We start from the raw sequence: 23,904 nt of genomic DNA, 5'->3' as shown, positions 1-23,904 counted from the left end.
TAAATTGATAACGTTTATGCCAACAGTGACTCTTCGATTGACGGGTTAACCTGATAGGTACTTGATATCAGCTGTTTTTTACCTGAACCGGGTTCCATAATGAAATCAATTCGACCGAGGTTAATACCTGCAAAGCCTACTTGGTTAATCACTGTCTGCGCTCCTTTTAAATTTGTGACCAAGGTCGGCTCGTTTAAAAAAGTATGTGTGTGACCACCGATGATCAAATCAATATCTGATGTTTTGGATGCAAGTGCCAGATCTGAAACCTTATCATTCTCATATTGATATCCAAGGTGTGAAAGACAGATAATAAGATCGCACTTATGTTTTTCCTTTAGGATTTTAACAATTTTATTCGCGATTTCGATTGGATCCAGATAGCTCATACCCTTATAATTATTGGGATCTACCAGACCTTCGATATCAACACCAAGTCCAAATACACCTATTTTAATACCGCCTTTATGGAAAATGGTATAATCTTGTGTCCTTCCTTCGAGCACTGTGCCTTTAAAATCGTAGTTGGCGGTCAGAAAAGGGAATTTGGCGTGATCCAGATATTTTACGAGCCCGTCCAGACCATTGTCAAACTCGTGATTACCAAAAGTCCCGGCATCATATCCCAATTTCGTCATGAGGTCCAATTCCAATTTACCTCCAAAAAGGTTAAAATATGGTGTTCCCTGGAACATATCGCCGGCATCCAGCAACAGAAGGTTCTTTTCTTCCTTGCGGATTTTATTGATCAATGTGCTGCGGCGAGCCACGCCTCCCAGTCCCTGGTACTTACCACCGTCCATTGGAAAGGGTTCAATGCGGCTATGCACGTCGTTCGTATGTAAAATGGTCAATTTGATCTTTTTACTTTCTGCCGCCGCCTGAAAAGGTAATGAACCCAAAGCAAGTGCAGCGGAAAATCCACCGGCTTGCTTGATAAAGGTTCTCCGATTAATTGATTTTAATTCTTCCATCTAATTCCGCATTTACTTGTTTACCTGCTTTTGTTAATTCACTGACATATTCTATCAAACCTTCGCGCATCCGTTGGGGGTAGTTGGTTCTGGAGACCGATTGCGTTAATAACACGAGGTTATCACCGCCATTGGCCAGATAATCATAGGTGACGAGTTTGTATAATTTATTGTCATCTATTGCCTGTCCTTTGATTTTAATATCCTGTATCTTATTGTCTGTTATCGTTAAGCTCATACCTGCAATAGGCTGGCCATGGGTGGTTGCGATATAAACAGCAAGCTGACGTATTTGACTGCCTTTTAGTTCAAGAATCGTTAATGTATTTTCAAATGGCATTACTTCAAAGATATGGCCTACAGTGATATTTCCAGCTTTGAGATCGTTACGGATTCCCCCTTTGGTCGCAAAGGCCAGGTCTGCAGGATTATGGGCATAATGTTCACTCATCCATAATAAGGCTTCACAAAAGAAGTTTCCCATTAATGTTTCAGGAGTTTTCTCTTTTATGAGGGCCTTGTCGGCGTGTCCGATAACGCGGTTCATTTCAGCTTCCATCTTTTGCTTGAACGGCTCATAAATGGAAACGACAGTAGGGTCTGCTTGTACATCTTTATTAATGTGATATTGCTGAAAATCCTTCTGTGTAGGGTGGAGTTGCTTTGAGCAACCAGTGACCATCAAAAGCGAAGCGACTCCAAGACTACCAATAAAGGCAATTTGCTTTGATATATTCATTATAGTTAGTTTAACCAAATATTGGGGCAAAGTTAGCCAATAAAATACAAAGAAATCTTATCCTTATACGCTAATTTTGCCAAAAACATAAAACAATAAAAGCTTAACATAAATCTACGTTAAGCTTTATCATATAATTAGAAAAATAACAACCTAGTGAACCAATTCTGCCTCAGGAAGATCATCTATGGGAGTTTGACGGTCATTATTTTTCGTCAATGTATCCAATGTGTTTCCTTGAAGGACCTTTTTGTTTTTATTTTTAGCTGATAGTTTGGTGCGGTAAGCTTTCCAATTCATCAGTAAAACAGAAAACAAAATAACTGCCAAACCTACAATCTGCAAGGGCGTCACGGCATGTGAAGTGAAAAAATGACTTAATATTAACGCAATGATCGGATTTACATAGGCATAAGTACTTACTTCCATCGCTGGGCGTACCTGTAAAAGCCAAATGTAGGAGCTAAATGCGAGGATAGAACCAAATGTGATCAAATAGCCTAAATTGAACCAGTCGACAGGAGCAACGCTGCGTAACTCAAATGATGCGTACTCGCCCGTTAAAAGTGCCGTAATATTAAAAAGAAGACCAGCGGTGACCATCTGCCAAGCCGTTTTGACCATAACATGTAAGTCTTCTTTTTCTTGTGCTTCTGATTTTTTGAAATATTTAGATGCTAAAGAACCTACTGTCCAGGCAATTGAGCCCAATACCAAAATACATAAAGCAATGATCTTCAAATTTCCATTTACATTGTCGTTGGATGCCATAATCTGTTCGGCAAATAGCATAACGACTCCAACGAATCCAAGCATAACACCGGCTACCGTTGTAATGCTGCTAAAATTCTCCTTCCATTTGGGTTTGTCGAGCAAAATAAACCAAATTGCTGCTGCGGCGGCGATTATCGCAGCTACTCCACCGGATACATATTGTTCCGCCCAGATGACACCGGCCATATCGACGAACAAGAGGAGAAATCCGACAAAGGCAGCTTCTAATATGGAACGTTTATTAAATAATTTATAACCTTTTATTGCACAATAGCTCATCAGGATTGCACTTGCGGTAACAAACCGAAACGATCCTAATATAAATGGTGGAAAACTATGCAACGCTTTTTCTATAAAAAAGAAGGTTGACCCCCATACCACGTAAATAATAAAATAAGCAACTACAACCATCAGTGGGCTTGCAGCTTTTTTGTGTCCTTGCAACATAATTAATCCTCCTTTCTATTATTCAGGTATAACAACCTGTTGATCTTCTTTTACCGTCTGAAGAACGATTGTGGTACGTGTGGAAATTATTCCTTCTACCTTACTTAAAGTATTACGCATTAAGTCCACTAATCCTGTCGAATCAGATGTTCTCACCTTGATAAGATAACCATCATCTCCGGCAATGTCGTGTACTTCCTGCACTTCGGGGATTTCAGCGAGAGCAAGACCTACACGCTGTTCGCCGATAATGTCATTTGCTTTGATGAAAATAAATGATAAAAGTTTTTGATCAACAGCAGCTGGGTTGATTTTGGCGCTATATTTTAAGATTACATCTTTTTGTTCAAGCTTTTTAACCCGTTCCAGTATTGCTGAAGGAGCCATACCTAACTCTCTGGCAATATCAGCATTGTTGATACGACCGTTATCCTGCATCAAACGAAGGATTTTGTAATCCACCTGATCTAAATTATATTCTACTTTTGTCATTTCGACTGCAAAGGTAAATAAAAAAGTATAATATTCAAAATGTATATATTAATTATGAATATTATTCTGTTCACTGCGCTTTATTCGTAATATTATTCGATTAAGCAGGGTGATTGTGCCTGGGTTTAGCTCTAATTTATTGGGTATTAACAAGTTGTGAAAGTGTTTTGGCCTATGATAATCAACAGTTATACCGATCTCTTAATTCAAGTATAATATTTCGAGTAGATAAGATGACGCCCAATCCAATCAAACACCCAACGCAAACACAGCCAAAACGGTCCAGGGCCGCAAAATAGGAACGACTTTCTTGCTCATGTAAATAAACTATAATTAGTGCGACCATAGAAGTGCGCGCCACAGCCATAATATTCAGTACCTTGCAAATGCAGAGCGAAGCAAGCATACCTATAATCATCGCATAAAGCTGCGGGATCGGGACGAAGTATAAACTAAGTCCGATAGCTGATCCAATAAAGTTTGATTTTGCGCGATCAATAGCAATTTTTTTTGACTCATTTTCTTGAGGTGATATGACCAAAATAATTGAAATAAGAGTCCAGGACACAGAATATTCCGGAAAGGATACAAATAGCATATAGCCGAGTAAAAATCCCAACATTACCCGAATCGTATATATAATAAAATCTGAATGTAATGTGTATCGAAGGATGAGATTACGCATATAACAAAGATGAAGTTAATTCATTAAATCGTGTTGCTATTGCAAAAATACAAGCAAATGATGAAGGCACGAAATAAAATTCGGGTTTGATTCATTTTGTATTTGCGTTTTTGTGCGTGTTGTTGAAAAGAATTGTATATTTCTTGCAATTATTGCTTTTTCCGAAGGGAAATTTAATTAAATTTGTTTTCTATATTTAAAGCAAACTCAGTGAAAGATCAGAATCAATTAGCCTTATTGGCAGCTCAACTGAAAGGTGAGTTGTACTATACAGAGGAAGCATTACATCAAACCATGTTGCTTGCCTATTCGACGGATGCCTCGGTGTACCAGGAGAAGCCGTTGGCCGTGGCTATTCCATCTGATATAGATGATATAAAGAACCTGATTGATTTTGCCCGTGCAAACCAAACAACATTAGTTCCGCGTGCCGCTGGTACATCGTTGGCGGGACAAGTTGTTGGAAATGGTATTATCATGGATATATCCTGTCATTTTAACCGTATCCTCGAATTGAATGTGCAGGAGAAATGGGTTCGTGTGGAACCAGGTGTCATTCGTGATGATTTAAACAGCTACCTTAAACCTTTTGGCTTGATGTTTGGTCCCGAAACTTCTACCGCTAGCCGGGCCATGATCGGGGGGATGATCGGCAATAATTCTTCTGGTCTTCATTCGATTGTTTGGGGTGATACGCGGAACAACGTCATTGCGGCAAATGTACTTCTAGATGATAAATCCGAAGTAAGCTTTACTTCGCTTGACGAGGAAAGTTATTTTAAAAAACTTTTACAGACAGATCGTGAGGGGGATATTTATCGCCAAATGAATGACTTGCTAACAGATCCTCAAAATCTGGCAGATATTGATGCGGGTTATCCTAAGCGTTCGATTACCAGACGAAACACAGGTTATGCGCTGGACATTCTGAGTGATCGACATCAACCTTTTAATATGTGTAATCTTTTGGCGGGTTCGGAGGGTACTTTGGCGATTGTCACTGACGCAAAGCTACGCTTGATGGATTTACCACCGAAAGAATTGGGCTTATTATGCGTTCATTTTTCCGATATGGTCGAATGTATGCGTGGTAATGTGATCGCATTGAACCATAAGCCGGAGGCTTCGGAGCTGGTGGATAAATATATTATGGATTTTACGGTTGGTCACCCTACTTATCAATATAATCGTTTTTTTATAGAAGGAGATCCACAGGCATTATTAATCGTCGAGTTTAGAGGTGATACTTTAGCCGCGACCGAAGCTAAAGCCATGGCTTTAAAGGCTGAATTGATCGAAAGAGGCTTAGGCTATGCTTATCCATTTATAACTGGAACCGAACAAACGAATTTAGTCTGGGATGTTAGAAAAGCGGGACTTGGCCTTATCCGTAATCTCCCGGGTGATAGTCAGCCTGTAAACTTAATCGAAGACTGTGCGGTTTCTCCGGAAGACCTGCCGGAATATGTCAGCGATATTCAGAAGCTATTGATCGAAGAAGGCGTACATGCCTCTTATTACGCGCATGCTGGAGCCGGTGAACTGCATATTGAACCTTTTGTCAATCTGAAAACAGAAGAAGGTAAACGCACTTTCCGCTCCATACTGGAAAAAACAAGTGACCTGGTTTTAAAGTATAATGGATCATTAAGCGGAGAACACGGTGATGGGCGTTTAAGAGGCGAGTTTATTGGTAAGGTACTTGGCGAAAAGGTCTATAAGCTTTTGGAAGAAGTAAAACTAATCTTTGATCCACTGGGGGTTTTTAATGCCAATAAAATTGTTAACACACCGCCAATGGATGCTCATTTGCGCTATGACAATGACAAGAATAGAACGTCGATAAATACATATTTCGATTTTTCGGAAGATGAATCTATCTTGCGTTTAGCGGAAAAATGCTCAGGTTCAGGTGATTGTCGAAAAACAGAAATTACTGGCGGTACCATGTGCCCTTCTTTTATGGCGACTCGAGATGAGAAGGATACAACACGTGCGAGAGCAAATATGCTACGGCAGTTTTTGACCAATTCCACAAAGAAAAATCGCTTTGATCATGAGGAAATCAAGGAAGTCATGGATTTATGTTTGAGCTGCAAAGGTTGTAAAACGGAATGCCCTTCAAGTGTGGATGTCGCCAAAATGAAAGCAGAATTTTTACAACATTATTACGATGAACACGGCGCTGGTTTTAGGACTAAGTTGATTGCCAACTTTACCGACTCTCAAAAACTGGGTTCGCTAGTCGCTCCACTTTACAATTTTGTTGTGAAGAACGATTTCCTGTCCGGTTTGATTAAGAAAACGGTCGGTTTTGCGCCGAAGCGTTCGCTTCCCACGGTTAATGGAACAACATTGAGCCAATGGGTCAAGAAACAAAAGATAGCACCACAAAAGCGCCGGGTCTACCTATTCTCTGATGAGTTTACGGAATATAATGATGCTGAGATCGGTATTACAGCTTATAAACTCCTAACGGCGTTGGGCTATGAGGTGATTATTCCAAAACACGTGCAAAGTGGCCGGACTTTTCTTTCCAAAGGATTTGTCAAAGAAGCCAAGAAAATTGCCAACCAAAACATCAATTCTCTAAAAGATCTAATCACGGACGATACGCCGTTGTTAGGTATTGAGCCATCTGGGATCATTACTTTTAGGGATGAATACTTAAGTCTGGTCGATGAAAATCTCCGTGCTGATGCCCATCGGATTGCTAAAAATGCGCTTATGATTGACGAGTTTCTATTAGCGGAAATTGAGGCTGGCCGTATTCTTCAGGAACAGTTTACTTCCGTTGACAGAAAAATCAAGCTGCATGGACATTGCTACCAAAAGGCTTTTCATTTGGTGGGGGTGACCCAGCAGGTATTGTCCTTTCCGTCAAATTACTCTGTTGAAGTTATTCCCTCAGGTTGCTGTGGCATGGCGGGCTCCTTTGGGTATGAGACCGAGCACTATGATGTTTCAATGAAAGTGGCTGAACTAGTTTTATTGCCAGCTGTACGCGAAACGAATACAGCAACTTTAATCGCTGCAGCAGGTACTTCGTGCCGGCATCAGATCAAGGATGGTGCTGGAAGAAAATCCTTTCATCCTGTTGAAATTTTATACGAAGCTTTATTGAAATAAAATAAAAACTTTGCCAATGGTTGTTTGTTATCAGTAATAATAGTAATATTATAAGAACAATATTTGAATGATTACTGATAATAAACAAATCACCATGTACAAAATTCAATCTATAGCCATCCTTGCCACAGCTACGCTGATGTTGGCTGCTTGTGGAAATTCTAATCAGAAGAAAACTGATGGAAGTGATACTGCAACGGCAAATACAATCGAACGAGTGCGCATCGAAAAATTGACAAATGGCACTCCCGGGCCCGAAAAGAAGAACTTTTTTTTGCGTATTACCGATGAAGTAAAAACAGATTCGAGCCGTATTTATACAACGAAATCGCTTTACAATCAGGATACTGTCGGGGCGAAATTTGAAATTATTGATTTTATACCAGCAGGTATTATTGATGGTCAGCCAAGTGACGATGTAGGATTTACTAAAGGGAAAATTAAAATCACTAGTCTAGGAACGCAATCCAATAATCTAGTCAAAGCTTTGGGGGAATTGTTTCAAATGCCAACCAGCGATGGCTTTACAAAAGACGTAGTACTGCCCAATGTCTTCTCATCCAATAAAATGAATGTTGATTTATCAAAGAAAACTGCATATAGTTTTAAACTCTTTTTAGAGAATAAAAAAGCAGCACCAGCGGAGTTGTTTTTTAATTTAGATACGTATAAGCATGGTATTGAATTTTCCGAAAAAGATCCATCCTTCCGCGCGGGATTGCTATCGGCATTAACTGGAAAGTAAATCGCCAACGAAAGATTTTGAGTAACTGCCCTGTGTGGGAACTCATTCAATATTGAAATACAAAAAGGCTGGATTAATTCGCTAATTATCCAGCCTTTTTTTATTCATCCTGTGCGTTGTGAGCTTCTTTAGGTATATTTCCAATTTTATAAATAAAAGCGTATAACACAGGTCTCTCGTATCAGGTCGTCTATTTAAAATTTCGAAAATCTTGTTTGGTCAATAAAAAGAATTACATTTGTGCTAATAAATTTAGTTTTATTTATGAAGTATTCGGGAATAGCGGATTTGCCATTGCACTATGGAAAGGTGCCGGCTTGGCTTTATGAGCGGATGAGTTTATTGGGCAAATCCATTGTTGAGGTGATCCTGATGGACTATGGGCAAGATGAGGTGCTCAGGCGCTTGGCAGATCCATTTTGGTTTCAAAGCTTTGGCGCCGTGCTCGGTATGGACTGGCATTCATCGGGTATTACAACATCTGTTATGGGAGCGCTAAAACGCGCTATTAACCCCTGTGCGGATGCATTCGGTCTCTATATATGCGGTGGTAAGGGTAAATTTTCTAAAGGTACACCTCAGGAACTACTTTACATCGCGGACAAAACTGGTTTGGATGGTAATAGGTTGGTTCGAACAAGCAAGTTGGTAGCAAAAGTAGATAATACGGCGATACAAGATGGTTATCAGTTATATCTTCATAATTTTATTGTGGCTAAAAACGGTCATTGGGCTGTCGTACAACAGGGCATGCACGATTACGATGGAACTGCTCGTCGCTATCATTGGCATTCGGACAAAGTCCGTTCTTTCATTGAAGAACCCCATGCTGGCATCAACGGTTGTCCTCAGGGAATTATTTTAAATTTGACGGCTTCTGGTGCGGCTCCGAACAGAGCTGGTATCATGACTATCGTAAACGAGGATTCTTCTCAAGCATTATTGGACTTTAAAAGGTTAGTGATGCCTTCCCATCATGATGTCCGATCTACAGACGTTGATCTGAAAAGGCTAGGGGCGATGTTGTATGTCGCACGGGAAAATCAACCGCAGAATTTTGAGGAGCTTCTACTGTTAAAAGGAATGGGACCCCGTACATTACAATCGTTGGCACTTGTCAGCGAGGTGATCCATGGTGCTCCTGCACGATTTAAAGATCCCGCACGCTTTTCTTTTGCACATGGCGGAAAGGACGGACATCCTTTTCCCGTTCCTCTGGATATCTATGATCAAAGTATTCAGATCCTACGAAAAGGCATTGAAAAATCAAAGCTGGGCAATAGCGATAAGTTGAAATCCGTAAATAAACTTCATCAGATTATCTTGGATGCTGAGCATAATTTTACGCCACAGTTTGATATTCAGCAAGTAATAGAGGATGAACGTAGGAATTCCTGGAGATATAATGGACGAACGGTATTCGGCCAAGCCAAAGCACCAAAAGATGATAAAACAGGAAAACAGCTTTCATTATTTTGATTACTATCGGCAGAATGTAATCATTTTGTTAAATTGTGTTAAAGCTTATTAAAATTATTTCTACGCCAGTATATTTGCCCACAAATGAAAGCGGTTATTACAATTCTATGTTTTATAGTCTTCCTATTAATTAGGAGCGGTAATAGCCATGCTGTGCTCAATGAATCAGATCGTCCTGTAGTCAGTTTCATGTACCAGCATAATGAAGCTAATCTAAAGGAAAAAATTGCTTCGCTCACCTCTCACATCGACCCACTCATTGCAGGAAATGTTCACGATGAAAACCCCGTCTTTGAAGAATTTAACAGCGAGAATTTTCAATTAACCAAGGATCTCCATGCAGCTGCAGATTTTGTAGCTTTATTGTTCTGTGCGGTCGTACTTTTCATTTTGGTATTCCGATTTGCAAAGAAGATTCCCTTTTGCAATTTTAGCGCTTATTTACACCCACAAAGATATATTCTTCAACAAAACTGGAGAATTTAGTAGCCAATTCCCCAAAATAGCTTAGCCTTATTCTTTTTAATTTCCGTATCAACAGGGTTTTCATTTATCTATCAATGATTCACCGTTTTTGTATTCTATAACAAGTTAAGGATTAAGTTATTTCAATTCGAATAGCAAACAAACAATCAAACTTATTTTTAATTAGACGTTTACAAATGAAAAGAGTACTTATGCTCGTTAATTTGGCTATGGTATTATGCCAAATTGGGTGTACTTCCAAAAAGGAAGAGAAAGAAGAGAAAGAAAAATTCAATGTGACCTCTCCGGTACAAATGGATACAACCATCCATAAAGATTTTGTATCCCAGATTAAGTCTTTCCGTAATATCGAATTACGTGCGCAGGAGAAAGGATATCTGGAGCAAATTTTTGTGGACGAAGGACAATTTGTACACAAAGGGCAATTGCTGTTTCGTATTATGCCAAAAATGTATGAAGCAGAGTTTAGAAAGTCAATGGCCGAGGTTAATGTAGCTGAGATCGAAGTACAGAACACAAAGAGTTTAGCGGATAAAAATGTAGTGTCACCGAATGAGCTTGCCATGGCGAAAGCTAAATTGGAACAGGCCAAAGCAGCTTCCGCTATTGCCAAACTGCACCTTTCCTTTACAGAAATAAGAGCGCCATTTGATGGTACAATAGACCGAATTCCCTTAAAATTGGGAAGTCTGGTAGACGAAGGGGAATTATTGACGAGTCTTTCTGACAATAGCCAGATGCTCGTATATTTTAATGTTTCAGAGCCTGAGTATCTTAATTATCAGACCAATATCAATAAACGGGGAGATACCCATGTAGGATTATTGTTAGCCAATAATGAATTATTTCCAGAACGTGGTGTGGTGGAGACCATAGAGAGTGAATTTGACAGTGAAACAGGTAATATTGCGTTTAGAGCCAGGTTTCCAAATCCCAATCGATTACTAAAGCATGGTGAGAGCGGTAAAGTTGTCATGAATTTTCCATTAAAGCAGGCATTAATTATTCCACAAAAAGCAACCTATGAATTGCAGGATCGTAAATATGTTTATGTGGTGGATAAAAATGGAAAATTAAAAGCCCGTTACATTACGATAGGTAATTCCCTTCCAGATCTGTATGTGGTTGCCAATGGACTTCAAAAAGACGATAGATTCCTATTGGATGGCATACAAAAAGTGAAAGAGGATGAAAAAATTAGCTATAGTTTTGTGCAGCCAAAAGAAGCCATTTCTAATTTGAAGTTAAAAACAGAATAAATCCCCATACTCTTAAATAATTATGTTTAGTCGTTTTATAAATAGACCTGTACTTTCAATTGTCATATCACTGATCATTGTGTTTCTTGGGGTTCTTTCGATGGTACAACTTCCAGTAACTCAGTTTCCATCCATATCACCACCTAAAGTAAATATTACAGCAGAATACCCGGGTGCAAATGGTGAATTGATGATAAAATCAGTGATCATTCCACTTGAACGCGCCATAAATGGCGTCCCCGGAATGAAATATATGGCTTCAGACGCCGGTAACGACGGGGAAGCTAGTATCCAGGTGGTGTTTAATCTGGGTACGGATCCAAACCAAGCTTCATTGAATGTACAGAACCGTGTGGCTTCGGTCGTCAACAAGCTTCCGCCTATTGTCGTACGGGAGGGAGTTAAGATTACAAGGGAAGAATCTAATATGTTGATGTATATCAACCTTTACAGTAAGGACAAAGACCTTGATGGAAATTTTATGTACAACTACGCGGATATGAACATTGTTTCGGAGCTGCGGCGTGTCGATGGCGTTGGTGTGGCAAATATTCTTGGAACACGGGAATTGGCCATGCGGATCTGGTTGAAACCAGATCGCATGACGGCGTATAAAATTTCAGCGGAAGAGGTAATGAAAGCCCTTTCAGAACAAAGTTTGGAGGCATCTCCGGGTAAGGCCGGAGAATCATCCGGTATTACTTCACAGTCCTTTGAATATGTGCTGAAATATCCCGGACGTTTTACCACGACAGAAGGCTATGGCAATATCGTACTGCGTACAAATGCCAACGGTGAAATGTTACGTCTGAGGGACGTTGCGGACATCAAATTCGGTTCGGCAATGTATGATATCTATTCGACCTTAAATGGGAAACCGTCTGCTGCAATCGTACTGAAACAATCCTATGGTAGTAATGCTTCTCAAGTTATCCAGGATGTTAAAGATAAAATGAAAGAACTGAAAAGCTCATTTCCCAAAGGACTGGATTATGAGATCAGTTATGACGTCTCTAAATTTTTGGACGCCTCCATGGAAAAGGTTATCCATACCTTAGTTGAAGCCTTTATTTTGGTAGCGATCGTTGTCTTCCTATTTTTGGGGGATTGGCGCTCGACATTGATTCCGACCATTGCGGTGCCGGTTTCCTTAGTAGGATCGTTTCTTTTTATGCAATTTTTTGGTATCACGATCAACCTGATTACCTTGTTTGCTCTTGTATTGGCTATTGGTGTTGTGGTTGATGATGCCATTGTCGTCATCGAGGCGGTGCACGCTAAGATGGAAGAGCTGCATATCTCTGCGTATAAGGCGACAAAGAAAGCGATGCATGAAATCAGCGGAGCCATCATCGCGATAACGTTTCTGATGGCATCGGTATTTATACCTGTAGCCTTTATGTCCGGACCTGTCGGGATATTTTACCGCCAGTTTTCCATTACGATGGCGACGTCAATTATTTTATCGGGGCTGGTGGCATTGACATTGACGCCTGCATTGTGTGCGATCATGCTAAAGAATAACCACGGAAAGCCGCGCAAAAAATCTATTGTTGACAAGTTTTTGGATGCCTTCAATCGCTTGTTTGACAAAATGTCAAACAAATATGTTTTCCTACTAAAAGGTATTGTTGACAAACGTCTTCTTACGTTTGTGGTGTTGATCGGATTCTGTATCGGCGCTTATTTTTTGAATAATTCTGTACCGGCAGGTTTTATTCCAAATGAAGATCAGGGGATGATTTACGCCATTATCCAAACCCCGCCGGGATCAACTTTAGAACGGACAAATTTGGCTGCTCAAACCCTGCAGAAGGAAGCGGAGGATATCGATGGGGTACAATCTGTCTCTTCGTTGGCGGGTTATGAAATATTGACCGAAGGAACAGGGGCCAATACAGGAACGTGTCTGATCAATTTAAAAAGTTGGGAGGAGCGTAAAGAATCGTCGCAGGAAATTATTGAACAGCTGGAAAACGCCGCGAAAAATATTCCCGGTGCTTCCATCGAATTTTTCCAGCCGCCTGCGGTGCCAGGCTATGGTGCTGCTGGGGGATTTGAATTGCGGCTTTTGGATAAAGCGGGCTCAGGTGACTACAAGAAAATGGAAACTGTGAGTAAGGATTTTGTTCGTGAATTGAATAAACGGTCTGAGCTATCCTCTGTTTTCACGTTTTATAGCGCGAGTTTTCCTCAGTATATGCTGCATATCGACAATGATATGGCCCAGTTAAAAGGCGTCACGATTGATAATGCCCTGAATACACTCTCTACATTGGTCGGGAGTAACTATGAGACCAATTTTATTAAGTATGACCGGCAATATAAGGTCATGGTACAAGCATTACCACAGTATAGAGCTCTTCCGGAGGATATCCTGAAACTATACGTGAAAAATGACAGGGATGAGATGGTACCTTTCTCAGCGTTTATGCATATGGAAAAGGTCTACGGACTATCAGAGATCACTCGGCATAATATGTACATGGCTTCCGAAATTTCCGGTTCCGCCGCCCCTGGGTACAGTAGTGGTGAGGCCATTCAGGTGATTAATGAAGTTGCGGCCAAAACCTTGCCGCATGGCTATGGTATAGATTGGGCGGGTATCTCCAAAGACCAAGTCGGGCGTGGTAACCAGGCCATCTATATATTTCTGATCTGTCTAGGCTTTGTTTACCTTATTTTATCGGCACAGTATGAGAGTTTTATCATGCCGTTTGCAGTGTTACTTTCTTTGCCAATTGGTATTTTCGGTGCATTTTTCTTGTTGAAAGTCCTGGGGTTGGAAAATAATATTTACGCTCAGGTAGCCTTGGTTATGCTAATTGGATTACTGGGTAAGAATGCGGTTTTAATCGTTGAGTTTGCCACACAACGACATGCACAAGGGTTAAGTATTATCGAAGCGGCACTGGACGGTGCTAAAGTGCGGTTTAGACCTATCTTAATGACATCTTTTGCATTTATTGCGGGTTTGATTCCATTAGTAATGGCCTCCGGACCAGGAGCGATCGGTAACCGGACTATTGGTACAGCAGCAGCAGGAGGTATGTTATTTGGAACTGTATTTGGTATCCTTGTCATACCGGGGCTGTACTTTATTTTTGGAACAATTGCTTCCAAACGCAAGCTCATTAAACACGAAGATGAGAATCCATTAACTGAAGAAATCGATAACAATGGCTAATCAAATAAATAAACACTGGATAATAGGACTTCTGTTGTCAACGGCAGTGACCGGCTGCAAAGTTCCTAAAACAACGCTGGTTCAAGAAAATAAGCAGGTGCCACAGGAATTTGCCGAAGCTGTAACACAAGATACAACGAGTTCGGCGAGTGTGAAGTGGCGTGATTTTTTTAGCGACCCCAATTTAGTTGCGTTAATAGACACCGCATTAAAAAATAACCAAGAGTTAAATGTGACCTTACAGGAATTGGCAATAGCCAAAAACGACATCTTATTGCGAAAAGGCGCGTTGAAACCAAGTGTAGGTTTACGCGCTGGTGCTGGTATGGAAAAAGTCGGCCGCTATACCAGCCAAGGAGCAGGTGACGCCAGCACAGAAATAGCGCCAGGTAAGGAGATGCCTGATCCACTTGGTGATTTAACGATAGGGGCTTATGCAAGCTGGGAAATTGACGTCTGGAAGAAACTTAAAGATTCCGAACAGGCGGCGTTAAACCGTTATCTCGCTACAGTCGAAGGCAAAAACTTTGTCCTGAGCAGTCTTATTGCAGAGGTTGCTCGCTCTTATTATGAACTATTAGCCTTAGATAATCAACTGGCGATTATCAAACAAAATATCGAATTACAGGACAATGCGCTAGAAGTAATCAAATTACAGAAGCAAGCGGCACGTGTGACGGAACTTGCTGTTCAGAAATTTCAGGCCGAGGTGTTGAAAACGAAGGGCATGGAATTCGAAACGCGACAACAGATTAAAGAAACGGAAAACCGTATCAATTTTCTTTTAGGACGTTTCCCACAGGAGATAAAACGCGATAAAAGCAATTTTGTGGATATGATACCTGCGAAAGTACAAACAGGTATCCCTAGTCAATTATTGAGTAATAGGCCTGATATTCGTGAGGCGGAATATGAACTGGCGGCTGCTAAATTGGATGTACAGATTGCAAGAAAAGAATTTTATCCGTCTTTAGAGATATCTGCGGCTCTTGGTCTGCAAGCTTTTAAGCCGTCTTATCTATTTAAAATGCCAGAATCTATGCTGTATAATATAATAGGTGAGCTGGCAGCGCCTCTGTTGAACAAAAATGGACTAAAAGCAGAGTTCAATACGGCAAACGCCAAACAAATACAGGCCGTCTATAATTACGAGAAGACGATTCTAAATGCCTATCTCGAAGTATCCACACAGCTCTCTAATATCGAAAATCTTGGAAAGAGCTATGATTTTAAAACCAAAGAAGTTGAGGTGCTTAATAATTCAGTGATCGTATCAGGTGATTTATTCAAGTCGGCACGTGCCGATTACATGGAAGTGTTAATGACACAACGCGATGTACTGGATTCGAAACTTGAATTAATAGAAACTAAGAAGCAACAGCTAAATGCTGTTGTCAATATCTACAAAGAACTGGGAGGAGGCTGGAAATAAGTTGTTTGTTTGAATGGACCCCGCTAGGCGGGGTTCTTTTTTACCCTCACCACTGAAATTATTTCTTGCGAAAATAGAATTAATGCTTATTTTTAATTTGTATTAATATATCTTATTATCTGTTTTATGGAATCACAAGAATATTTACTTATTAATGATGAGGCTGAAAGGGGAGTTTTCTTTAAGAAAACATATCTTCATGTTGCCCTTTCGATTTTGGCATTTATTGTTTTAGAAAGTCTGTTGATAAAATTAGTGCCTTATGATTTTATCGTCTGGATGGTCAGTGGAAAATTTATCTGGTTATTTCTTCTTGGTTGCTTCTGGTTAGGAGCGTCACTTTCTTCGAGATGGACCTTAGCCCAAAGCCGTCAGACGCAGTATATGGGACTGGCATTCTACATCGTGTTGGAGGCTATTATTTTCTTACCAATGATTTACATCGCTGCGGCGATGACAGATGGGGCAAGTATGTTGTATCAGGCAAGCATTATGACTGTTGCCCTGTTTACAGCGCTGACAGCCGTTGCCTTTATGTCAAATAAGGATTTTTCTTTTCTGAAAAATATCCTGGTTATTGGCGGTTTCTTGGCATTGGGCGCAATTGTCGCTGGAGCAATATTTGGATTTCAATTGGGACTTTGGTTTTCGGTAATCATGGTTTTGATCGCTTCGGCTAGCATTTTGTACCAAACACAGAAGCTAAAATACGAATACGGCAATGAGCAATATGTAGGAGCGGCTTTACAGCTATTTTCTTCTATTATGCTATTGTTTTGGTATATTTTACGTATCCTAATGAGCCGTCGTTAATTCGGTTTGTTTTCGAGAAAAATAAAAAGTATTTAGAGCAGATTCAACTGTGCTTTAAATACTTTTTTTTGTGCCAATGTTTTCTAAGCTATTTTAAGATATTTTTCAGGTTTTTTAGCCCCTGATCAAAATCTTTATTCATATTCATAAATAGGTTCATTAAATTCCATGGATAAGGTGATTTGCCTGTAATACCCCATGTTACGGCCGTTTGATCTAGGGATATTTCCTTCAGGATAAAATACCCTTTGGATGGTTCACCGAATCCAAAATCCAGCGATGTTTCGATGGTCTCGCCTTCAACAATTCGCGTAATGGTCTGCGAACCTTTTCCAACTTTTTCACCGTCCCAGCTGTACTTAAATCCAACCTGGCCATCGGTACCCACTTCGGATTTTTTCATCTGAGGGTCGGAAAGTTGCCAAACGCCGAAGTGATCCTGATTACGCATGAATTTTACGTAATTGAAAACTTCCTGCTTTGGCTTGTCAATCGTAATCTCACTTTGAGCCGCAAACTTCTTGGGAACAAAAAGTGCCACAATCAATGGAATAGCTATGAGAATAGCCAATACAATTAAAAATTTTTTAACGACTTTCATTTTTCTACGTTTAATTGGTTAGTAAACTGTTTTCAGCTTAAAGATAGTCGATAAATATGAATTTGGAAAGAGGAAGTAAAGGGGCTGACCAACTTGGATCAGTCCCTTTGTTTGAGATGGTACCTTCTCGTTATACGATATGCCTGGACAATTTGCGAGCTGCCTATATTTATACAGGACGACGTATGTTTACACACAGGTAGTATTCGCTATTTCAATAATTCCAAATGTGTGCTTATACCGATTCTGTTCCAGGCATTGATCGTAATAATAGCGATGATGATCTGTGCAATTTGTTTTTCATCAAAGAGATTCTTTGCTTTCTGATAGGTTTGCTCCGTTAAGCCCTTTTGGTGAATTAATGTAATTTCCTCTGTCATCTCCAATAAGACCTGTTCTTCGGCATTAAACAAATCGGTTTCGCGCCAAGCGTTCAGTAAAAATATCCTTTGTGGAGTTTCACCATACTTTAACGCGTCCTTTGTATGCATATCCAGGCAAAAAGCACATCCATTAATTTGGGATGCCCTTATCTTAATGAGTTCTTTTTGGATAGGAGTTAAAAAAGTCTCAGCAAGATAGGTTTCTAAACCCATCATTGCTTTGTACGCTGTTGCGTCTACTTTTGCAATATTTAATCGTGCTGTCATTGTTTTCTATTTTGATACTACAAAGTTGGAGGAAAGATTGAATAATAAACTTAAACTGGTTTAAGAAAGCTAATCAAAGCAACATTTAGTACCCTGGTCTATGGGAATTATTCACGGACGAATCCTCTTATTCAGATATCATCAGGTAATAGTTGTCCGGATCCCGAAGAATAAATTGATTTTTTAGGGAGTTTTCATTGTAATGAATTTCTTTTTCGAAAGTTGCATCGAGTTTAGTGGCATTTTCAAATACTTCTTGGAGATTGCCTACCCGAAAGAATAAGATAAGACCATTTCCGGCATTTTTGGGTTGGAGTAGTGTAGGGTGTGCGTGTTCACCCCATTTGTGAAGGCATAAAATGACATGGTTATCGACTGTTAGTATCTCAAAAGTCTCTCCACCATGCGCGCTGTCGCAGCCCAGTAGTTTCTGATAAAATGATGAACTTGCTGGAACACTTTCTACAGCGATTATTGTTTCTGTTCTGACCATTGGTTTAATTTTTGGTAGTTAATAATTCCTTAGCCTTCATATAGCTATGTCGGCCAAGGAATAAACAAGTGAAATTGGAATTCGGTTTTATAAAGGGTTAATTAACAGGAGTTAATCTGCTAATTAAAAATACTGAGTTGTCTGGCTTTTACCAGATCAAAGATCATGCGGTAACCCGCAAGTGAATTGCCATGCTGGTCTAAAGCAGGACTGAAAGCAGCTATCCCCATTTTACCGGGGACACTGACCGTGATTCCCCCACCGACACCGGATTTACTAGGCAAGCCAACCGTACGTGCATATTCACCACTGAATTCGTACATACCGGCGATTAACATCTGCGACTGAATCAGCTGCGACAGGCCGGGGTCTAGATATTCTTTGTTACCGTCATAACGGACGCAATGATGGGCAAAAAAATAACCTATTTTAGCTAGATCTTCGACCGTGATTTCGATCGAACATTGTTTAAAATAGTTATTGAGTTTTTCTTCTCCTTCGCCATCAATTAAGCCATTGTTTCGCATGATATAGAACATGCCTCGATTTCGATGCCCCGTTTCCCTTTCTGAGTTATACACCGCATGGTTATACTCAATATGTTCATTGTTTGTGATGAAACGGATCATCTTAAGGATTTTAACAAATGGTTCTTCACCTTTTCCTTTAATAAGTGCTGTGGTCAGTATGGCACCCGCATTCATCATTGGATTAAGCGGTTTTCCCATCGTCTCCAGATTGCCAAAATGATTGAAAGGCTTATCTGTGCCAAAATACCCCATTTTCTCAAAAATAGTTGCTTCTCCATTTTCCTTGACCGCAATCATCAGTGCAATGATCTTCGATATACTCTGGATGGTAAATTTCTGCTGGATATCCCCGGCGCTGACGACAGTACCATTACTATTGACAACAGAAAGTGCAATGGATTGCGCGTTAGCTTTGCCCAGTTCGGGTATGTAATCTGCTACTTTTCCTTGTTTATAACATTGACGGTTCTTTTCAAGAATGGTATTTAAAGTTGCTTGATCTATGGCTGTGGTATCCCTTATTGTCGATTTGGTCGCATCCTGCTGCGCATGGCATACATTTATTGCTTCCATACAGCTAAGTATAAACAATGCCATTATCAAGCCAAAAGTTTTATTCATGTGTTCAATTTTTTATAAAATCCCAAAGATAGCAAAGTATATCTATTCTAGCTATTTGCAGGTGCAGGATCAACATTCCAGCCTGAAAGAATGTCGCCATAGAAGAAGAAAGTAACATAGAAATTCTTTTGGCTGACTGTATCCTTTACGAGATATTTTTTGGTCACATCATAACTGTCAATTTGCTTATATTTTGACAATGCTACAGGACTGGCAGCCGGATTTTCAGCCTTTACCATGTCTTGAATTTTTTGGGTGATCAATTTCATGATACCGACTTTTTTGAAAGGATCGTTTTCAACTTTATGACCCGAAATTCGAGATAAAATTCCATTGTTTTTTTCTTTTTTTAATTTTGCAGCGGCTGTATAGGCTCTGAAACGTTCCTTAATTTTTGGATCCTGAAGACTATGTATGGTGAAGATAGAAATACCCTGGGCACCATTGTTCAATGCTTCATCCATATCAACAAACATTTCATCATTGTTTTTAGCCATTAAACCACAATAAAGGGTGGTATGGCTTGCTTTATCTCTCACATTTTCCAAAGTACAGTCTTTTATAAAGCTCGGGTCTTCTGTGTAAAAGCTGCTATAGACCATTGGAAATACAAGATCTAAGTTCCATTTACCCCAGTCTTGACGAACCATTCTCGAAGCCATTTTAGGCGTGGGAAAAGGAGACGCAGCCATTGTCTTTCCGTGAGCGTGTACAACATCTGCAATCATATTGGCTATTTCAGTGATCTGGTCACAACGAAACTGTCTCCATTTTAAATCTTTTGAAGGATCTTTTTGTGCTCTAGGGTCATAACCGTATTGTTTTTTGAATTTTGCTATTGCAATTGGATGGTATCCATAATCCCATGCAGGGTATTCACGGTCTTGGACGATATTATACTTTGGCCACAATGTAGTCGGTAATACAACATCAACATAACGATTATAGTCTATCGAGATTCCGGCGAGCCCATCAACTTCGCAATAGGACTGGATCTTTTGTTTAAGGTAATCTTTCACTTCTGGCACGACAGGTGATAGGAATTTGTAATACCCAACATATGCTGTGGTATCAGCCAAACTTTTTCCATTTCTATTGACACTAAACCAGTCTGGATGTTCCCTGAGAACTTTATCCCGATCATGTTCCAGGTTCATGGTCCACAACCAAGCAACTACCTGTATGCCATATTTTTTTGCTATAGGAATCGCAATACGATATTCATCAGGACTTGCCGCATTTAACATAACCCCATCTATACCCAAATAATTCATCTCACGGCAGATGGAGTCAAAATTTGTAGCCGGATTGTAGTCAAGCCATGTCCAGAACATAGCCGTTTTCTCTCGCTTCGCAGCGTTGGAAACGGGGATGTAAAGTCCATAGATAATTAGTACTAGGCAGAGACAGCATTTTCTGATTAATTGTTCTTTCATACGATTGATTGGTTCTAAAATTTATCTGTAATGTATCCTACAGGATGTAACAGTTTATGAAGATCTTAAAGGTTATAATAATTGCAGTTTAGCGTTAGCATTCATTTTACATCCAGCCGTGAAAATACATAAAAACAAGGAATTTACTCAACTTCATGTGTATTTGGTTAATATTTTCCTTCAGTTATAAATTTTATAAAAAAAATTAAAACCATTCATCCGTCTATATGTTAGTAGGGAAAGAATAAATGATAACATTATTGACATTGAAAAGTGCGCTGGGCTACTAGCGGATAGATAATAATTTTAGATATGAGGAAACTTTCCGTTCTAATTTCTGTTTTATACATATTGCTATGCCCAACTGTCAAGGGGCAGGAGCCTGGTCCAGTTGAGTTAGATAAAAGAGATTCGGTACAGCAGACCAAGGGAGATGTAACCTACCCTAAATTACAGATAAAAGGACTTTTTCAAGCAAGGTACCTCATCAGTGCAACGAAAGACGTGGATGTCAACGGGCTCCATCACAGTGATGGCTCAGGAACAGACAATAACTTTATGGTGAAGTATATGCGGGTGCAGATGCGTGCGCAGATCAGTAAACGGACCGAAGTGGCTGTGCTTGCCAACCTGGCTGATTTTAAAAGTGACCCAAAAACAAAGGTGCTTGAGAATGCTTATTTAAAATATACTTTTAGCCCTAAATTGGCCATTACAGTTGGTCAGTTCCGACCTTGGTTTGGCATTGAGGAAACTTACCCAATAGATATTATTAAATCGTTGGACTGGTCAAATCAATACCTTGAATTTGGTAAGTTGGGCTGGGCGAGTTTCCAGATAGGAATGGCCGCAACAGGGGAAGTTAACTTAGGAGATATGCCATTCAGTTATTCCTTTTCGGTGGTTAATGGAAATGGTAAAAACCAAGTCGTGGATAATGACAACGGAAAACAATATTCAACGCGCTTAGTATTTGGGCTTTCAAAGAAATATGGAGTCAATCTAGGATTAAACGGTGGGATAGGTGAGGTCGTGAAAAAACAAGTACATGCACTGGGAGTAGATCTGAGCGGAAATGTGGATTTTGGAAAGCGATGGAACCTAGATATGCAACTGGAAGCGAAACAGGCTATAAATCATAACTTATATTATGCGCTGGATGAGGAGGCGCGGACTTCAAAGCTAAGTGATTATCTCGTTCGAGGTATCTATTTCCTTCCGAATTTAAGGTATGAAGTTAACTATTACAATCTCAGTGCATTTGAGCTTTCTTGTCGTTACGAGTATATCGATCCAAATTATAAGTTAAATGCAAATGCAAGGCAAACGTTTACGCCCATGTTTGGTCTGGAGTTTTTAAAGAATTATGGTGCCCGTATACAGCTCGGTCTTCAACTCGACCGTTATAAGAAACAAACTCAGGATACCAATGAATACAATAAGAATTTATTTATCGTTCAAGTACAAAGTAGATTTTAATCTTTTAAACGCCATTTAATATGAAAGAAATTAGCATCAAAAATGTTGCCATCACCTTTATTGTTGCGCTCATTTTGTGGTTTATTCCTGTACCTCAAGGTGTCAGCCCCGAAGCGTGGCATTTGTTTGCCATATTTGCCGCTACCATTCTCGGTATCATTCTTAAGGCCGCACCAATGGGAACCATGTGTATGATGGCGATCGCGTTCACCGCACTGACACAGGTGCTCGCTCCAGGAGATGCTGGTAAATCGATTACTAAAGCACTGACTGGTTTTGGAGACAAAGTTATCTGGTTGATTGGAATCTCCTTTTTCATTGCAAGAGGTTTTATCAAAACAGGCTTAGGTAATCGCATCGCATTTCTTTTTATACGTGTATTTGGAAAGAGTTCATTAGGGCTAGCGTATGGCTTAGGTTTAGCGGATGTATGTTTAGCACCTGCAATTCCGAGTAATACCGCCAGAGGCGGTGGTATTATTTATCCGATTATGAAGTCAATGGCCATCAGTTTTGATTCTGTTCCCGACAGGCCTGAGACACATCGAAAATTGGGTTCCTATCTGACATTGAATAGCTACTACATGAATTTGATTGCATCCTCCATGTTTTTAACTGGAACGGCGAGTAACCCAATGTGTCAAAAGTTTGCCGCCAATCTTGGAATTGATATTACTTGGATGTCCTGGGCTGTTGCTGGATTTATTCCCGGAATTGTAGCCTTTTTTGTTGTTCCACTCGTACTGTATAAACTTTATCCACCGGAACTAAAAAAGACAGGCGATGCACCTAAAATGGCCGCAGAAAAATTAAAGGAGATGGGACCAATATCCAGAAACGAATGGTTGATGTTATTGGCCTTTTTTATTCTTCTGGCACTTTGGATTTTCGGGGGATCACTATCCATTGATGCGACCACAACCGCGTTTATCGGCCTGACCTTACTTTTGCTGACTTCGGTGTTGACCTGGGAGGATGTAAAGGCAGAGAAGGGGGCCTGGGACACAATTGTCTGGTTTGCCGTTTTAGTGATGATGGCCAGCTCGCTGAATGAACTTGGATTTATCGGCTGGTTTAGTGATTTGATCAAGGTACAGATTGGAGGGCTGAGTTGGCAAATTGCTTTCCCGGTAATTATTCTGGTGTACTTCTTTAGCCATTACATCTTTGCGAGTGCTACAGCCCACGTTGCTGCAATGTATGCAGCATTATTAGGAGTTGGGGTATCATTAGGTATTCCGCCTATGTTATTGGCCATGATGCTTGGGTTCCTCGGGTCCATATACGGCGTATTAACACATTATGGTCATGGGCCGGCACCTGTATTTTTTGGTAGCGGTTATGTTGATCTCAAATCCTGGTGGTTGCGTGGTTTGGAAATCGGGATCGTCCTACTTGTTATCTATATGGGTTTAGGAGGATTATGGATGAAAGTCATTGGTTATTATTAAAG

At 40.1% G+C, this 23,904-nt stretch carries 20 protein-coding genes; 10 read left to right on the top strand and 10 right to left on the bottom strand.

The window, feature by feature from the left end:
* Positions 1 to 14: 14 nt before the first annotated feature.
* The 5 genes from HPC41_RS11510 to HPC41_RS11490 form a co-directional block, all read right to left on the bottom strand.
* Positions 15 to 974, bottom strand: coding sequence for a bifunctional metallophosphatase/5'-nucleotidase (locus HPC41_RS11510; protein WP_172394160.1), 960 nt, complete (start codon positions 972 to 974; stop codon positions 15 to 17).
* The gene (locus tag HPC41_RS11505; RefSeq protein WP_246250595.1) at positions 952 to 1,713 is read right to left on the bottom strand and encodes a 5'-nucleotidase C-terminal domain-containing protein; all 762 of its coding nucleotides are present in this window, start codon (positions 1,711 to 1,713) and stop codon (positions 952 to 954) included. The genes HPC41_RS11510 and HPC41_RS11505 overlap by 23 nt, the downstream gene beginning before the upstream one ends.
* 153 nt (positions 1,714 to 1,866) lie before the next feature.
* On the bottom strand, positions 1,867 to 2,934 hold the full coding sequence (locus HPC41_RS11500) for an EamA family transporter (protein WP_172394159.1): 1,068 nt from the start codon (positions 2,932 to 2,934) through the stop codon (positions 1,867 to 1,869).
* Between the two features lie 18 nt (positions 2,935 to 2,952).
* Positions 2,953 to 3,426, bottom strand: coding sequence for an Lrp/AsnC family transcriptional regulator (locus HPC41_RS11495; protein WP_172394158.1), 474 nt, complete (start codon positions 3,424 to 3,426; stop codon positions 2,953 to 2,955).
* A 181-nt stretch (positions 3,427 to 3,607) separates the two neighbouring features.
* On the bottom strand, positions 3,608 to 4,048 hold the full coding sequence (locus HPC41_RS11490; protein ID WP_281358810.1) for an FUSC family protein: 441 nt from the start codon (positions 4,046 to 4,048) through the stop codon (positions 3,608 to 3,610).
* A gap of 273 nt (positions 4,049 to 4,321) precedes the next feature.
* Here HPC41_RS11490 and HPC41_RS11485 point away from each other — a divergent pair, with 273 nt between their 5' ends.
* From HPC41_RS11485 to HPC41_RS11450, 8 genes are all read left to right on the top strand, one after another.
* Positions 4,322 to 7,240, top strand: coding sequence for an FAD-binding and (Fe-S)-binding domain-containing protein (locus HPC41_RS11485; RefSeq protein WP_288808516.1), 2,919 nt, complete (start codon positions 4,322 to 4,324; stop codon positions 7,238 to 7,240).
* Positions 7,241 to 7,334: 94 nt separating this feature from the next.
* A complete protein-coding gene (locus HPC41_RS11480) occupies positions 7,335 to 7,985 on the top strand; it encodes a hypothetical protein (RefSeq protein ID WP_172394156.1) in 651 nt (216 codons plus the stop codon).
* A 264-nt stretch (positions 7,986 to 8,249) separates the two neighbouring features.
* Entirely contained in the window at positions 8,250 to 9,464 is a 1,215-nt protein-coding gene (locus HPC41_RS11475) for a DUF763 domain-containing protein (protein WP_172394155.1), read from the top strand.
* A gap of 84 nt (positions 9,465 to 9,548) precedes the next feature.
* Positions 9,549 to 9,950 (top strand): hypothetical protein, encoded by a 402-nt coding sequence (locus HPC41_RS11470; protein ID WP_172394154.1) that lies wholly within the window; start codon positions 9,549 to 9,551, stop codon positions 9,948 to 9,950.
* Between the two features lie 176 nt (positions 9,951 to 10,126).
* Positions 10,127 to 11,209 carry an efflux RND transporter periplasmic adaptor subunit gene (locus HPC41_RS11465; RefSeq protein WP_172394153.1) on the top strand — a complete coding sequence of 361 codons (1,083 nt, stop codon included), beginning with the start codon at positions 10,127 to 10,129 and terminating at the stop codon, positions 11,207 to 11,209.
* 22 nt (positions 11,210 to 11,231) lie between these two features.
* Complete coding sequence (locus HPC41_RS11460; RefSeq protein ID WP_172394152.1) at positions 11,232 to 14,396, top strand: efflux RND transporter permease subunit; 3,165 nt, start codon at positions 11,232 to 11,234, stop codon at positions 14,394 to 14,396.
* A complete protein-coding gene (locus HPC41_RS11455; RefSeq protein WP_172394151.1) occupies positions 14,389 to 15,828 on the top strand; it encodes a TolC family protein in 1,440 nt (479 codons plus the stop codon). The genes HPC41_RS11460 and HPC41_RS11455 overlap by 8 nt, the downstream gene beginning before the upstream one ends.
* Positions 15,829 to 15,954: 126 nt before the next feature.
* Positions 15,955 to 16,641, top strand: coding sequence for a Bax inhibitor-1/YccA family protein (locus HPC41_RS11450; RefSeq protein WP_172394150.1), 687 nt, complete (start codon positions 15,955 to 15,957; stop codon positions 16,639 to 16,641).
* Positions 16,642 to 16,729: 88 nt separating this feature from the next.
* Here the strand turns inward: HPC41_RS11450 and HPC41_RS11445 are convergent, their stop codons facing one another.
* The 5 genes from HPC41_RS11445 to HPC41_RS11425 form a co-directional block, all read right to left on the bottom strand.
* Entirely contained in the window at positions 16,730 to 17,242 is a 513-nt protein-coding gene (locus tag HPC41_RS11445) for an SRPBCC family protein (protein ID WP_172394149.1), read from the bottom strand.
* Between the two features lie 209 nt (positions 17,243 to 17,451).
* Positions 17,452 to 17,892 (bottom strand): carboxymuconolactone decarboxylase family protein, encoded by a 441-nt coding sequence (locus HPC41_RS11440; protein ID WP_172394148.1) that lies wholly within the window; start codon positions 17,890 to 17,892, stop codon positions 17,452 to 17,454.
* A gap of 127 nt (positions 17,893 to 18,019) precedes the next feature.
* The gene (locus HPC41_RS11435) at positions 18,020 to 18,385 is read right to left on the bottom strand and encodes a VOC family protein (protein WP_172394147.1); all 366 of its coding nucleotides are present in this window, start codon (positions 18,383 to 18,385) and stop codon (positions 18,020 to 18,022) included.
* Positions 18,386 to 18,504: 119 nt separating this feature from the next.
* Complete coding sequence (glsA, locus tag HPC41_RS11430; RefSeq protein WP_172394146.1) at positions 18,505 to 19,536, bottom strand: glutaminase A; 1,032 nt, start codon at positions 19,534 to 19,536, stop codon at positions 18,505 to 18,507.
* Between the two features lie 47 nt (positions 19,537 to 19,583).
* Positions 19,584 to 20,972 (bottom strand): glycoside hydrolase family protein, encoded by a 1,389-nt coding sequence (locus HPC41_RS11425; protein WP_216660737.1) that lies wholly within the window; start codon positions 20,970 to 20,972, stop codon positions 19,584 to 19,586.
* 312 nt (positions 20,973 to 21,284) lie between these two features.
* On the opposite strand from HPC41_RS11425, the gene HPC41_RS11420 reads away from it, so the two are divergent.
* Positions 21,285 to 22,451: a porin gene (locus HPC41_RS11420; protein ID WP_172394145.1), complete on the top strand. Its 1,167-nt coding sequence runs from the start codon at positions 21,285 to 21,287 to the stop codon at positions 22,449 to 22,451.
* 20 nt (positions 22,452 to 22,471) lie between these two features.
* On the top strand, positions 22,472 to 23,902 hold the full coding sequence (locus HPC41_RS11415) for an anion permease (protein ID WP_172394144.1): 1,431 nt from the start codon (positions 22,472 to 22,474) through the stop codon (positions 23,900 to 23,902).
* Positions 23,903 to 23,904: the final 2 nt, after the last annotated feature.

The organism is Sphingobacterium prati, from assembly GCF_013167215.1.
Classification (GTDB): domain Bacteria; phylum Bacteroidota; class Bacteroidia; order Sphingobacteriales; family Sphingobacteriaceae; genus Sphingobacterium; species Sphingobacterium prati.
Note: the sequence above shows the minus strand (reverse complement) of the source record. Positions and strands in the feature narration are given on the sequence as shown.